This is a genomic window from Variovorax sp. GW821-FHT06D12, assembly GCF_059419205.1.
The window spans coordinates 228776-241955 of sequence record NZ_JBWKRI010000002.1; the positions used below are offsets into that span (position 1 = coordinate 228776).

Sequence of the window (13180 nt, forward strand, 5' to 3'; positions counted from 1 at the left end):
TATGCGCGTGAAGTCATGCAGATGCGCAAACCTGTATCAGCGATCTGAATTTGTGTTGAGGCGACGCAGTTCGCGCAGCTTTTCCGCGATGCGGATTTCGAGTCCACGCTCGACCGGTTCGTAGAACACCTGGCCTTCCAGGCCCTCGGGCAGGTAGCGCTCGCCGGCGGCGAAACCGCCCTCCTCGTCGTGCGCGTAGCGGTACCCCTTGCCGTAGTCGAGCTCCTTCATGAGCTTGGTCGGCGCATTGCGCAGGTGCATCGGCACTGGGCGCGTGCTGTCTTTCTTCACCAGCGCGCGCACCGCGTTGTAGGCCTTGTAGACCGCGTTCGACTTGGGTGCGATGGCCAGGTAGACCACGCATTCCGCCAGTGCCAGCTCGCCTTCGGGGGTACCCAGGCGCTCGTAGACCTCGGCCGCATCGAGCGCCAGGCGCAGCGCGCGCGGATCGGCCAGGCCGATGTCTTCGCTGGCCATGCGCACCAGGCGGCGCGCCATGTAGCGCGGGTCGGCGCCACCGTCGAGCATGCGCACGAACCAGTAGAGTGCGGCGTCGGGGTCGCTGCCGCGCACCGATTTGTGCAGCGCGCTGATGGTGTCGTAGAACTGCTCGCCGCCCTTGTCGTAGCGGCGCATGCGCTCGCCGAGCACGCGCAGCAGCCACTCGTCGGTGATGTTCGTGAGCTTCTCGGCGCCGGCTGCAACCGCCAGGGTCTCGAGCGTGTTGAGCAGGCGGCGCGCGTCGCCGTCCGCGTAGGCGACCAGGCGGTCGATGGCCGCCTCGTCGATGGCTGGAACCGCCTGAATCGATTGCGCCTTGGCGACGATCTGCTTCAGGTCGCCTTCGTTGAGCGACTGCAGCACGTACACCGCCGCCCGCGACAGCAAGGCCGAATTGACTTCGAACGACGGGTTCTCGGTGGTCGCGCCGATGAAGGTGAACAGGCCCGACTCGACATGCGGCAGGAACGCGTCCTGCTGGCTCTTGTTGAAGCGGTGCACCTCGTCGACGAAGACGATGGTGCGCTGCTGCGTGAGCCCGTCGCGCGCGGCCGTGGCCTGCTCGACCGCCTCGCGGATGTCCTTCACGCCGCCCAGCACCGCGCTGATGCTCAGGAACTGCGCGTCGAAGGCGTCGGCCATGAGCCGCGCGATGGTCGTCTTGCCGGTGCCCGGCGGGCCCCAGAGGATGCAGGAATGCGGCTGGCCCGACTCGAAGGCGATGCGCAGCGACATGCCCGGACCGAGCAGGTGCTGCTGGCCGATCACTTCGCCGAGCGTCTTGGGACGCAGGCGCTCGGCGAGGGGCTGGTGGGTGCGCGGGGCCAAACCGGGGACTGTCCTGCTGAGGGTGATTACTGCTTGAGCACGTCGGCACCCGCGGGCGCCTTGAACTCGAAGGTGCTGGCGGGCAAGGCGGGGTTCACCTCGACCTTGCTGAACTTGAGCACCGAGCGCTGGCCGAAGCTGTCCAGGATCTCGAGGGCCGCGAGCGCATCACCCTGGAAGCCGACCATCACGCTCTGCAGCTGGCCGTCCTTGTTCTTCGGCGTGGCCTTGACCCACTGCAGGCCGTCGCGCTCGGGCGCGGCCTCCAGCGCGAAATCGGCCTGCAGGGCGCGCAGGTCGGCGGCGGAAGCAATCAGCGCGGCGGGCGTCGAACCCAGCGCCTGCGCCTGGGTGCGCTGCGTGACCTGGTTCAGGTCGGCGTCGTAGAGCCACAGCGTCTTGCCGTCGGCCACGATGCTCTGGGCGAAGGGCTTGCGATAGTCGAACTTGAATTTGCCGGGGCGATGGAATTCGAAGGTGCCGGTCGACGTCTTCGCGCGGCCCGGCTGGCCCTCGCGCGGCGGGGCCGTCACGGTCTGGGTGAACTCGGCACGGCCGGACTTGACCGTCTTCACGAAGGCTTCGAGGCTTTCGAGCCCGTCGGCCCAGGCACTGCCGGCCACGGTGCAGATCAGGCCGGCCAACAGCCAGAGGCGGGTTTTCTTCATGGGAGGTTCCTCGGAAAAACGTTGCTGCGATGCCCATCGACACTACCCGCCGCAGATGCCGGCATCTGTAGGCTTTGATGAAGATTTGCAGCGGTACCGGTGCGCGTTTGCAAATTGCCTCTCAGCACGTAACCGGCCCTGCAGTGGTGGTGACGGTGGCGCGCTGGCGGCTCACTCCGCCTGGCGCGCGGGCACGAGGATCTCGCGCTGGCCGCTGCCGCTCATGGCGCTCACGAGGCCGGCCTTTTCCATGTCCTCGACCAGGCGCGCGGCGCGGTTGTAGCCGATCTTCAGGTGGCGCTGCACCAGCGAGATGCTGGCCTTGCGGTTCTTGAGCACGACCTCGACCGCCTGGTCGTACATCGGGTCTTTTTCGCCGTCGCCGCCGCCGAGCAGGTCGCCGTCACCGTCGCCATCGACCGTGCCGCCTTCGAGCACGCCTTCGATGTAGTCGGGCTCGCCCTGGCTCTTGAGGTAGGCCACCACGCGATGCACTTCCTCGTCGCTCACGAAGGCACCATGCACGCGGATCGGCAGACCGGTGCCGCTGGCCATGTAGAGCATGTCGCCCATGCCCAGCAGCGCCTCGGCGCCCATCTGGTCGAGGATGGTGCGGCTGTCGATCTTGGAGCCCACCGAAAACGCGATGCGCGTGGGGATGTTGGCCTTGATGAGGCCGGTGATCACGTCGACGCTGGGGCGCTGCGTGGCCAGGATCAGGTGGATGCCGGCGGCGCGGGCCTTTTGCGCAAGGCGGGCAATCAGCTCTTCGATCTTCTTGCCGACCACCATCATCAGGTCGGCCAGCTCGTCGATGATGACCACGATGTGCGGCTCGCGCTTCAGCGGTTCCGGATCGTCCGGCGTGAGGCTGAAGGGGTTGTAGATGAACTCCTCGCGCGCCTTGGCTTCGTCGATCTTGGTGTTGTAGCCAGCCAGGTTGCGCACGCCAAGCTTGCTCATGAGCTTGTAGCGGCGTTCCATCTCGGCCACGCACCAGTTCAGGCCGTGCGCCGCCTGGCGCATGTCGGTGACCACGGGCGCCAGCAGGTGCGGGATGCCTTCGTAGACCGACATTTCGAGCATCTTCGGGTCGATCATGAGCAGGCGAACATCGCGTGCCTCGGCCTTGTAGAGCAGCGACAGGATCATCGCGTTGATACCGACCGACTTGCCCGAGCCGGTGGTACCGGCCACCAGCACGTGCGGCATCTTCGCGAGGTCGGCCACCACGGGGTTGCCGATGATGTCCTTGCCCAGGCCCATCGTGAGCATCGACTTGCCCTCGTTGTAGACCTGCGAGCCCAGGATTTCACTGAGCTTGATCGACTGGCGCTTGGCGTTCGGCAGTTCGAGCGCCATGTAGTTCTTGCCGGGAATGGTCTCGACCACGCGGATCGACACCAGCGAGAGCGAACGCGCCAGGTCCTTGGCGAGGCCGAGGATCTGCGAGCCCTTGACGCCGGTGGCGGGCTCGATCTCGTAGCGCGTGATGACGGGGCCGGGCGAGGCGAGCACCACGCGCACCTCGACGCCGAAGTCCTTGAGCTTCTTCTCGATCATGCGCGAGGTCATCTCGAGCGTGTCGGAGGACACCGTTTCCTGGCGCACCAGCGCGGCGTCGAGCAGGTCGACCTGCGGCAGCTTGCTATCGGGCAGTTCCTTGAAGAGCGGCTTCTGGCGCTCCTTGACGACGCGGTCGCTGCGGGGGACCTCGGTCATCGCGGGCTCGATCTGCACGGGCGGCGATGCGGGGCGGCGCTTGGGCGCGACTTCTTCCTCTTCGTCGTCGAAGCTCGGCTCGAGAGGGCCGGCGTCGCCGAACGCGGCCTCCTTGCTGGGGCGCATTTTCTTGGCGCGCGGTGCGGGCGCCAGCTCTTCCTCGTCGCCGGCACGTTCGCGCGCGGCCTGCTTGCCCATGGCGATGTCGGCGGCCATTTCGCGCTTTTCACGGCGCGACTCGAACAGCGAGTACGCACGGGCACCGATGCGCTCGGCGATCAGGCTCCAGGAGAAACGGAACACCAGCGCCGAGCCGATCACGCCGCCGGCGATGGCGACCAGCGCCGAGCCCGTGAAGCCCAGCCAGCGCACGCTCGCCGGCCCCACGAGGTAGCCGAGGGCGCCGCCGCCCGAACCCGGCAGGTGCGATTCGAGGCGGTACAGGCGCGACCATTCGAGCACCGCGCTCGCGCACAGCAGCAGGACCAGGCCGAACCAGAAAGCGAGGCGGCTGCGGTTGAAGCGACCGCGCGGGGGCTGTTCGACCGCCGGCGTCGGTTCGCCGCCGCGCAGCCAGCCGGCCAGCGACGAGAGCCACGCGCGCAGACCGGCCGCGAGGCACCACCAGACGGAATAGCCGGCAAGGAAGTAGCTGCCATCGGCCAGCCAGGCGCCGATGCGGCCGCCCCAGTTCTTGACATCACCGCCCGTGCCCGAGGTCGACCAGGCGGCATCGGACGGGGTGAAGCTCAGCATCGCCAGCAGCCAGAACAGGAGGGCTGCGAACCCGGCGATCAGGGTGATTTCGTGGGCGAAGCGCAGGGCGCGCAGGCGCACGGGTTGCCCTTCGGCAGCGGAAGAAGAGGAGGACGATTGAAGCGTATGGAGCGAATAGGTCATGAAAAGCACGGCGCCCGGCCCGAAAAAACGCAGGCCGGCCGCCCCGAACACTACAACAAAAGGCCGTGGACGCCGAAAGCGCCCGGCCTATGGGCTCAGGTCAGCGTCAGGAGCCGGTCCTTGATGATCACCGAGCCGTCTTCCTGGGACTGCACGAAACCGCGCTCTTCCAGGTCCTTCATGACGCGGCTCACCATTTCGCGCGACGCGCCGACCATCTTGGCCAGGTCCTGGCGGGAGATCTTGTCGCGGACCTTGAGGTTGCCCATGCCGTCCTGGCTGGCGAACTCGAGCAGTGCGCGGGCGACGCGGCCGTACACGTCCATCAGCGCCAGCGACTCGATCTTGCGGTCAGCGTGGCGCAGGCGCTGCACCAGGCCGCGCATGATGTTGTAGGCCATCGAGGAGTTCTCGGGCAGGCAGCGCGCGAAGGCGTCGCGGCCCAGCATGAGCACGTCGCACTGGATTTCGGTGCGCACGGTGGCCGAATGCGGCTCGTCGTCGATCAGGCTCATCTCGCCGAGGTAATCGCCGGGGTGCAGCGTGGCCAGGATCACCTCGCGGCCACGGCTGTCGGCACTCGTGACGCGGGCGCGGCCGGTCAGGATGATGTACAGCGCATCGGATTTCTTGCCCTGCTCCACGACGACCTCGGCGCGTTTGAAGCGCTTCTTGATGATCGCATCCGCAATGCTTGCGGACTGCGAGGCCGTCAACGACGCGAACAATGGAACGCGCCGAAGCAATTCAAGGTTGGACAGCATCGACATTAATCAATCCCTGAAACAGCGCGCGATGTGATCCTGATGCTGAGCCCATGGATTACTACAATCGCGCGCATTGAAAACACCGTGCACCCGGTGTTGAACCGGGCGGTGATACTCCCCACGTATCGCTACCACCCTGAAAATGTACACGCTGCCGCAGCGTCCATCCTAGGTTTTCTACTCATGTCCGCACCCCAACACGCCAAGGTTCTCATTCTGGGCTCCGGCCCGGCCGGCTACACCGCCGCCGTCTACGCCGCACGCGCCAACCTCCAGCCTTTGCTCATCACGGGCATCGCGCAAGGCGGTCAACTCATGACCACCACCGAGGTCGACAACTGGCCGGCCGACGTGCACGGCGTGCAGGGCCCGGAGCTGATGCAGCGCTTTCTCGAGCACGCCGAACGCTTCAAGACGCAGATCGTGTTCGACCACATCAACAAGGTCGACCTGAGCAAGCGCCCGTTCACGCTCACGGGCGACAGCGGCACCTACACCTGCGACTCGCTGATCATCGCCACGGGCGCCTCGGCCAAGTACCTGGGCCTGGACTCCGAAGAAAAGTTCATGGGCCGCGGCGTCTCCGCCTGCGCAACCTGCGATGGCTTCTTCTACCGTGAGCAAGAGGTCTGCGTGATCGGCGGCGGCAACACGGCCGTCGAGGAAGCGCTGTACCTCTCCAACATTGCAAACAAAGTCACACTCGTGCATCGCCGCGACAAGTTCCGCGCCGAGCCCATCCTGATCGACAAGGTCATGGAAAAAGTGGCCGAAGGCAAGATCGTGCTGAAGCTGCACAACCAGCTCGACGAGGTGCTCGGTGACGGCACGGGCGTGACGGGCATCCGCATCAAGAACACGCAGACCGGCGCGACCGAAGAGATCACGCTCAAGGGCTGCTTCATCGCGATCGGCCATCACCCGAACACCGACATCTTCCAGGGCCAGCTGGAAATGAAGGACAACTACATCCTGACCCGCTCGGGCCTGAAGGGCTTCGCGACGATGACCAGCGTGCCCGGCGTGTTCGCGGCCGGCGACGTGCAGGACAACATCTACCGCCAGGCCATCACCAGCGCCGGCACGGGTTGCATGGCTGCCCTGGACGCGCAGCGCTTCCTGGAAGAGCACTGAGGCTTATCCCACGGGGAACGGGGCACCGGCCAGCGCGGCCGGATTTCCCGTATCTGCGACGGTCCCCGGCCTCGTTGAGCCCGAAAGGGCTATAATCCGAGGCTTTGCCGAAACAGGGCCTACCTCCCACCGGGAGTCGGGTTGCGGCAAATCCGGGGTACCGCCACCCGTTTCTGGCGAGGTCAAGCTGCAAAACACCCTGCAATCGCCACGATTGCGCCGGTGCCAGCTGTTCAAGAAAGAGTGTCCACATGGCACGCGTATGCGACGTAACGGGCAAAGGCCCGATGGTCGGAAACAACGTTTCCCACGCCAACAACAAAACCAAGCGCCGGTTCCTGCCGAACCTGCAATACCGCCGTTTCTGGGTCGAGACCGAAAACCGTTGGGTTCGCCTGCGCGTTTCGAGCGCTGCACTGCGCCTGATCGACAAGAACGGTATCGATGCCGTGCTCGCAGACCTGCGTGCCCGCGGCCAAGCTTAAGGAGCTGAATCATGGCAACGAGCAAAGGCGGACGCGAAAAGATCAAGCTGGAATCCACCGCGGGTACCGGCCACTTCTACACGACGAGCAAGAACAAGAAGACGATGCCTGAAAAGATGTCGATCATGAAGTTCGACCCCAAGGCGCGCAAGCACGTCGAATACAAGGAAATCAAGCTGAAGTAATTCGGCCTGTTCTCCCCAAAAAACCCGCTGCTCACCCAGCGGGTTTTTTATTGCCTGTCGTTCTTGCGAAAGCAGAAAAGGCGGACACAAAAAAGCCGACCCTCAGGTCGGCTTCTTTATTGAGCGAGGGCTGCAGCGCACGAGGCGCTGGCGCCCAGCTTCTTCAGGCGCGTGCGGCGCGCAAGCGGGTCGAGAACTCGCGCAGGCCGGCGATGCCGCTGGCTTCCGCACGGTGGCACCAGGCCGCCAGGTCGGCCGCCAGTTGCTCGCGCGATTGCGAGGTGTTCAGCCAGAGCTGGCGCAGCTCTTCGCGCATCGTGACCATCTTGTCGAGCACCGGGTGCGCAGCACGGGCCTGCACCAGATGGGTGCGCGCCGAGGCCGGCACCTTGTCGTCGTCGCGATGCAGCCAGCGCTTGGCCGCCTTGAGCACCGACAGGTCGGCGCCCTTGGCCTTCAGCACGTCGATTTCTTCGCTGGTCGCGCGGCGCATTTCGCGGGCGTAGCCGGCCATCACTTCGTAGCGGTTGGCAATGACGGCCTCGAGCGTCTTCTCGTTGGCCACGGGCTGGATGTCGCCCATCTGCATCTTCGGCGGCACCTTCTTGACCTTGGCCCAGCCGAGCTTCTGGAACACCTGGATGTAGACCCAGCCGATGTCGAACTCGTACTTCTTGACCGAGAACTTGGCCGAGGTCGGGTAGGTGTGGTGGTTGTTGTGCAGCTCTTCGCCACCAATGATCAGGCCCCAGGGCATGATGTTGCGGCTGGCGTCGGACGCCTCGAAGTTGCGGTAGCCCCAGTAGTGGCCGATGCCATTGATGATGCCGGCGGCGGTGATCGGGATCCAGAGCATCTGGACCGCCCACACGGTCAGGCCGAGCGCGCCGAACAGCGCCAGGTTGATCACCAGCATCAGGCCCACGCCTTGCCAGCTGTAACGCGTGTACAGGTTGCGTTCGATCCAGTCATCGGGCGTGCCGTGACCGTAGCGCTCCATCGTTTCCTTGTTCTTCGATTCCTTGCGGTACAGCTCGGCGCCGCGCCAGAAGACTTCGTCGATGCCCTTGACCTGCGGGCTGTGCGGGTCGTCGGCGGTTTCGCACTTCGCGTGGTGCTTGCGGTGGATGGCGACCCATTCCTTCGTCACCATGCCGGTGCCAAGCCAGAGCCAGAAACGGAAGAAGTGCGAGGGGATCGGACCGAGGTCCATCGCCTTGTGCGTCTGCGTGCGGTGCAGAAAGATCGTGACCGCTGCGATGGTGATGTGCGTGGTGACGAGCGTGTACAGCACGACTTGCCACCAGGCAATGTCCCACAGGCCGTGTCCGAGCCATTGGATGACCGCGTTCAGAACGGCGGAGTCAGGAAGCATCATTGAGTCAGGTACTCCATGGCCACACGAAGGTGCAGCCTTCAGGTAACCCGCGATTTTAGGATGTCAGGGCCAAAACGAGGCCTTTTGTCCTTCTGTCACACCGCAGATTTACCCTAGTTTGGAGCCCCGCGCCTATTTCCGGTTCCACACGGCGGCAAAAAAGCCGTCGGTGGCGTGGCGATGCGGCCACAGCCGCAGGTAGCGGCGGCCGCCTTCCCCACCCGCGCAGAGGGCCTCGGCGCCCTCCACCTTGAGGCTCTGGAGCAATTCCGCCGCGTCCACGGGCACGAAATCGGGATTCGCGGCGGCAAAAGCCTCGGCGATGGCCTCGTTTTCCTCCGGCAGCACGCTGCAGGTGGCGTACACCAGCCGGCCGCCCGACTTCACGAGCCGCGCCGCGCTTTGCAGGATGGCGGTCTGCTTGGCCGTCAGTTCGGCCACCGACTTGGCCGATTGCCGCCATTTGAGGTCGGGGTTGCGGCGCAGCGTGCCGAGCCCCGAACAGGGCGCGTCGACCAGCACGCGGTCGATCTTGCCGGCCAGGCGCTTGATCCGGTCGTCGCGCTCGTGGGCGATCGCGGCCGGGTGCACGTTCGACAGCTTGCTGCGCGCCAGCCGCGGCTTGAGCGCGTCCAGGCGGTGGGCCGAGGTGTCGAAGGCGTAGAGCCGGCCGGTGTTGCGCATGGTCGCGCCGATGGCCAAGGTCTTGCCGCCGGCGCCGGCGCAGAAATCGACCACCATTTCGCCGCGCTTGGCGTCCAGCAGCAGCGCGAGCAGCTGGGAGCCCTCGTCCTGCACCTCGATGGCGCCGCGCACGAACGCGTCGAGCTTGGTCAGCGCCGGCTTGCCGTCGATGCGCAGCCCCCAGGGCGAGAACGGCGTCACTTCAGATTTGATAGCAGCCTTCGCAAGCTCCGCCTTCACTTCGGCCCGCTTGTCGGTGAATGCATTGACGCGCAGGTCGAGCGGCGCCGGCTGCTGCAGGCTCTCGACCATCGGCCAGAAACCGTCGCCCAGCTGCGCCTTGAGCGGCGCGACCAGCCATTCGGGCAGGTTGTGGCGATGGCGTTCGAGCAGGTCGTCGGGCTTGACGGCGTCGCAGTTGTCGAGCCAGCGCTTTTCGGTGTCGTTGAGCGCGCTCTTCAGGAAGTCGCGCGGGCCGTGAAAGCCCAGGATCGCCATGCGGCGCTCCTTCGAACCGCTGCCCGAGGGCGACAGGTGATCGAACAGCAGCTTCTTGCGAAGCACGGTGTAGACGGTTTCGGCGAGCGTTGCGCGCTCGCGCGGGCCGAACTCGCGGTGGTCGCGGAAAAAGCGCGAAACGACCTGGTCGGCCGGGTGATCGAATTTCAGGACCAGGCCGACCAGATCGGCGGTGGCCTCCAACAGGGCTTTGGGATGCATAGCCCCGATTGTCTCAGCCGGCCGGCCTCGCGGCCGAAACGCCTCAGACGCCGCGCACCCAGACGGTCCCGAAGGCCTGCCGCTCGATGTCTTCCAGCGTGGGCGAGTGCCCCGCCCAGAGCACCAGCGCCGCGCCCGGCAAGGTCAGGGTCTGCTCTAGTTCGCGGCACAGGTGCCAGCGGTCCTCGTCGTCGAGCCCCGGCACCTCGACGAACACGATGTACGCCCGCCGCCAGGCGAACTCGCGCAGGTTCTTGCGCACCACCCACAGCCGCGACACGGGCAGGCAGCGTGCGATGTCGGCACGCAGCTCGCCCAGCTCGTGGTCGTTCAGGTCGTGGCGCGAAATCTGGCTGAAGAACGGTGTGTCGGTGATCTCTTCCCAGGCGCGCGCCTCGGCCTCCTCCGCCTCCTTGAGCCGCGCGCGCCACAGCTTGAGCCCCTGCTCGTCGTGCGGCCCGGCTTCGGGATCTTCGAGCGAGGCGACGGCGTTCTTGGCCGCCCACCAGCGGCTGGCCACGCCCGACTGGTGCAGCCGCTCGAGCACCACCAGGCGCTCGGCGCGCTCGCGCACGGGCAGCATCTGGGCCAGCCCGCGCAGCGCGCCCGGATGGTCCGGCGCGATCCGCAGCGCGCTTTCGTAACGCGCACGCACAGGCGCCGCCGGGTCGAGCCGGCGCTCGGCGTCGGCCCACTCGACCATCTCGTCGGGCGTGTTGCGCTCGCCGCGGGCCGCCAGCACCGCGATGCGCTCGCGGATGCGCGAGCGGTGCGCGTGGTGCTGCTTCCAGTCGGCGGCATGGGCGCGACGCCAGGCGTTGTCGAAATGCGAGATCCACTTGTGCTTGTCGGCCAGCATGTCGAGCGCAGGCCGTTGCGACCAGGCCGGCAGCGCCGCCTTCTGGTTCAGCGCTTCCAGCCGGTCGCGCAGCACCGGATGGGTGTCGTCCAGGTCGCTGACGCGCCGCATCGCCTCGCGCAGCGCCTGGCGCGCGAACTCCTCGCTCGGCGGCGTGCGGGCGCGCTGCCGCAGGGCGGCGAACGGGCCTGGCGGCAGCGGCTCGCGCTCGGCGCGCGCCCAATGCCAGGGCCAGAACTCGCTGGCGTACCAGTTGCCCTTGATGGCCACTTCGGTGAGCGCAGCCGCGGCCACCGCGGTGCCGAGCAGCCGGCCCGAGATGCGGTCGGCCTCGTACTCGTCCTGGCGGGCCAGCGCGAAGGTCTTGGCGGCGAAGCGCGGAAAGTACCAGCGGAAGAAGGCCTGCGACACCAACGCCATCACGCCCTCGTCGCGCTGCAGGCTGGCATCGAGCCGCAGCCACGACAGCCGCGTGCGGTAGATCCAGGCGCTCAGCCGGCCATGGTTGCCGCGCAAGTGACCGTATTCGTGGGCCAGCACCGACAGCAGGCGCTGCCGGTCCAGCATCATCAGCAGCGGCAGGCCGATGCTCAGCGAGTTGAGCGCACCGCCGAACAGGCCGAAGCGCGGCACCTGGCTGATGCTGGCGTTGAAGTTGTCGTCCAGGTAGACGCGGTGCACCGGCGGCCCCTTGATGCGCTCGCGGATGCGGTCCAGCGCCTCGAACAGCCCGGGCGCGTCGGCGCGCGTGAGCGGCTCGCCGTCGGGCTCGTCGAAATGCACCCAGAGCGCGCGCAGGGTCGCCCAGAACAGGCCCAGCGCGAACACGAGCAGCCAGCCGCGGGTGAAGTTGAAACGCCCGTCGGCCACCGAGACGACCACCCAGGCCACAATGCCCACCGCCAGCCCGAGGCAGGCCAGCACCCAGAGGTAGCCGAGCGCGGCGAACGCCGCGACGCCACGCCGGTAGCGCGCGCTGTCGTCCGCACTCGCGTGCTCGCTCAGGCGAACCAGGTGAACAAAATCCGCACGGTCCATCCGACTCCCGTCAAAGACTCATCCGACAGTTGTTACCGAAGAAAGAAGCCCCCGTTGAACGACGAAGACCTCCCTCCCCTGATCGAAACGCCCCCTGGCCGCTACCGCCACTACAAGGGCGGCGAGTACGACGTGATCGGCACCGTCCGCCACAGCGAGACGCTGGAGCCGATGACGCTGTACCGCGCCCTCTACGGTGCCCGCGGCCTGTGGGTCCGGCCGGCCGCGATGTTCGAGGAAACCATCGAGATCGACGGCCGCCCGCAGCGCCGTTTCACCCCGATCGACGCTCAGCCGCAGTGAACGTCCTTGACGCGGCCACGCGCGTCGACGCTGATGTTGAGCCGTCCGGGGTTGAGTTCCATCGTGACCGCCTGGTTGGGCTTGAGCACCCGTGCCGTGCCGGCGCCGGCACGTGCGCGCGCGGCGGCTTCGAGTTGGGGCGTCACCTGTTGGCCCACGGCAAAGCGGGCGCCCTCGGCGTTGCACTGGAAGACGGGCTCGGCCGGCGCGGCGGGCGCAGGCGCAGCGGCGCCCGGTGCCGGCGCGGGGGCCGGAGCGGCGCACGCGGCCAGCAGGGCCGCGGTGGCCAACGTCAACAGTAGCGATTGGGTTTTCAAAGTTCTGTGCTCCCGAAAACCCAACAATATAAACAACTTTAAGCTTTGTGACTCAATGTATCCAACAGCCATCCAGCGATGGCGCGCGGATACAGCAGGTGCTCCTGGGACAGCACCCGGGCGGCCAGCGTGGCGGCCGTGTCGTCCGGCAGCACCGGCACCACGGCCTGCGCCAGGATCGGCCCGTGGTCGAGCTCCGCCGTGACCTGGTGCACCGTCACCCCCGCCACCTTGCAGCCCGCCTCGATGGCGCGCTGGTGCGTGTGCAGCCCCGGAAAGGCCGGTAGCAGCGAGGGGTGGATGTTGACCAGCCGCCCCGCGTAGCGGGCCACGAAGCCCGGCGTCAGGATGCGCATGAAGCCCGCCAGCACCACCAGCGCCGGCGCGTGGGCGTCGACCGCCTCGGCCAGCGCCGCGTCGAAGGCCTCGCGGCTGTCGAAGGCCTGGTGCGGCACGACGGCGGTCGCGATGCCGTGCGATGCGGCCAGCGCCAAGCCGCCGGCCTCCGCCTTGTTGCTGATGACGGCGGCAATGCGCGCGCCGAAGCGCTCGGCCCAGCGGTCGCGCTCGGCGGCGCGCACGATGGCCGCCATGTTCGAGCCGCCGCCGGAGATCAGGATCACGATGTTCTTCATGGGAGGCCGGGATTATCCGTGCCCCGCCAACACCCCGATCAGCCTCCCGCCAACCC

Annotated in this window: 13 protein-coding genes; 4 read left to right on the forward strand and 9 right to left on the reverse strand. The window is 66.8% G+C overall.

What is annotated here, in order from left to right:
- Positions 1-36: 36 nt before the first annotated feature.
- The 4 genes from AC07SQ_RS07500 to AC07SQ_RS07515 all read right to left on the reverse strand — a co-directional run bounded on the left by AC07SQ_RS07500 (position 37) and on the right by AC07SQ_RS07515 (position 5389).
- On the reverse strand, positions 37-1329 hold the full coding sequence (locus AC07SQ_RS07500) for a replication-associated recombination protein A (RefSeq protein ID WP_062481021.1): 1293 nt from the start codon (positions 1327-1329) through the stop codon (positions 37-39).
- Between the two features lie 26 nt (positions 1330-1355).
- Positions 1356-1997: an outer membrane lipoprotein periplasmic chaperone LolA gene (lolA, locus tag AC07SQ_RS07505; RefSeq protein ID WP_307637488.1), complete on the reverse strand. Its 642-nt coding sequence runs from the start codon at positions 1995-1997 to the stop codon at positions 1356-1358.
- A 171-nt stretch (positions 1998-2168) separates the two neighbouring features.
- Positions 2169-4619 carry a DNA translocase FtsK gene (locus tag AC07SQ_RS07510; protein ID WP_495273540.1) on the reverse strand — a complete coding sequence of 817 codons (2451 nt, stop codon included), beginning with the start codon at positions 4617-4619 and terminating at the stop codon, positions 2169-2171.
- Between the two features lie 95 nt (positions 4620-4714).
- A complete protein-coding gene (locus AC07SQ_RS07515; protein ID WP_062481025.1) occupies positions 4715-5389 on the reverse strand; it encodes a Crp/Fnr family transcriptional regulator in 675 nt (224 codons plus the stop codon).
- Between the two features lie 180 nt (positions 5390-5569).
- Here AC07SQ_RS07515 and trxB point away from each other — a divergent pair, with 180 nt between their 5' ends.
- The 3 genes from trxB to rpmG all read left to right on the forward strand — a co-directional run bounded on the left by trxB (position 5570) and on the right by rpmG (position 7190).
- Positions 5570-6520, forward strand: coding sequence for a thioredoxin-disulfide reductase (gene trxB, locus AC07SQ_RS07520; protein ID WP_062481027.1), 951 nt, complete (start codon positions 5570-5572; stop codon positions 6518-6520).
- Between the two features lie 251 nt (positions 6521-6771).
- Positions 6772-7005 carry a 50S ribosomal protein L28 gene (gene rpmB, locus AC07SQ_RS07525; RefSeq protein ID WP_007830293.1) on the forward strand — a complete coding sequence of 78 codons (234 nt, stop codon included), beginning with the start codon at positions 6772-6774 and terminating at the stop codon, positions 7003-7005.
- An 11-nt stretch (positions 7006-7016) separates the two neighbouring features.
- Positions 7017-7190, forward strand: coding sequence for a 50S ribosomal protein L33 (gene rpmG, locus AC07SQ_RS07530; protein WP_007830291.1), 174 nt, complete (start codon positions 7017-7019; stop codon positions 7188-7190).
- Between the two features lie 163 nt (positions 7191-7353).
- On the opposite strand, the gene AC07SQ_RS07535 is transcribed toward rpmG, so the two are convergent.
- From AC07SQ_RS07535 to AC07SQ_RS07545, 3 genes are all read right to left on the reverse strand, one after another.
- Positions 7354-8568, reverse strand: coding sequence for a DesA family fatty acid desaturase (locus tag AC07SQ_RS07535; RefSeq protein ID WP_070062144.1), 1215 nt, complete (start codon positions 8566-8568; stop codon positions 7354-7356).
- Positions 8569-8700: 132 nt separating this feature from the next.
- Positions 8701-9972, reverse strand: coding sequence for an RsmB/NOP family class I SAM-dependent RNA methyltransferase (locus AC07SQ_RS07540; RefSeq protein ID WP_495273541.1), 1272 nt, complete (start codon positions 9970-9972; stop codon positions 8701-8703).
- A gap of 43 nt (positions 9973-10015) precedes the next feature.
- Complete coding sequence (locus AC07SQ_RS07545; protein WP_495273542.1) at positions 10016-11869, reverse strand: M48 family metalloprotease; 1854 nt, start codon at positions 11867-11869, stop codon at positions 10016-10018.
- 54 nt (positions 11870-11923) lie between these two features.
- Between AC07SQ_RS07545 and AC07SQ_RS07550 the strand changes: the two genes are divergently transcribed.
- Positions 11924-12172, forward strand: a complete 249-nt coding sequence (locus AC07SQ_RS07550) for a DUF1653 domain-containing protein (RefSeq protein ID WP_062483076.1) — start codon at positions 11924-11926, stop codon at positions 12170-12172.
- Here the strand turns inward: AC07SQ_RS07550 and AC07SQ_RS07555 are convergent.
- Both AC07SQ_RS07555 and purN read right to left on the reverse strand, forming a co-directional pair.
- Positions 12160-12468: an I78 family peptidase inhibitor gene (locus AC07SQ_RS07555; RefSeq protein WP_223301392.1), complete on the reverse strand. Its 309-nt coding sequence runs from the start codon at positions 12466-12468 to the stop codon at positions 12160-12162. The two genes, AC07SQ_RS07550 and AC07SQ_RS07555, sit on opposite strands and share 13 nt — an antisense overlap.
- A gap of 59 nt (positions 12469-12527) precedes the next feature.
- Positions 12528-13124 (reverse strand): phosphoribosylglycinamide formyltransferase, encoded by a 597-nt coding sequence (purN, locus tag AC07SQ_RS07560; RefSeq protein ID WP_070062139.1) that lies wholly within the window; start codon positions 13122-13124, stop codon positions 12528-12530.
- Positions 13125-13180: the final 56 nt, after the last annotated feature.

Coding starts and splice junctions, on each gene's coding strand:
- AC07SQ_RS07540 (WP_495273541.1), bottom strand. CDS start 9,972: ATGCATCCCAAAGCCCTGTTGGAGGCCACCGCCGATCTGGTCGGCCTG.
- AC07SQ_RS07535 (WP_070062144.1), bottom strand. CDS start 8,568: ATGATGCTTCCTGACTCCGCCGTTCTGAACGCGGTCATCCAATGGCTC.
- rpmB (WP_007830293.1), top strand. CDS start 6,772: ATGGCACGCGTATGCGACGTAACGGGCAAAGGCCCGATGGTCGGAAAC.
- AC07SQ_RS07515 (WP_062481025.1), bottom strand. CDS start 5,389: ATGTCGATGCTGTCCAACCTTGAATTGCTTCGGCGCGTTCCATTGTTC.
- rpmG (WP_007830291.1), top strand. CDS start 7,017: ATGGCAACGAGCAAAGGCGGACGCGAAAAGATCAAGCTGGAATCCACC.
- trxB (WP_062481027.1), top strand. CDS start 5,570: ATGTCCGCACCCCAACACGCCAAGGTTCTCATTCTGGGCTCCGGCCCG.
- AC07SQ_RS07510 (WP_495273540.1), bottom strand. CDS start 4,619: ATGACCTATTCGCTCCATACGCTTCAATCGTCCTCCTCTTCTTCCGCT.
- lolA (WP_307637488.1), bottom strand. CDS start 1,997: ATGAAGAAAACCCGCCTCTGGCTGTTGGCCGGCCTGATCTGCACCGTG.
- purN (WP_070062139.1), bottom strand. CDS start 13,124: ATGAAGAACATCGTGATCCTGATCTCCGGCGGCGGCTCGAACATGGCG.
- AC07SQ_RS07545 (WP_495273542.1), bottom strand. CDS start 11,869: ATGGACCGTGCGGATTTTGTTCACCTGGTTCGCCTGAGCGAGCACGCG.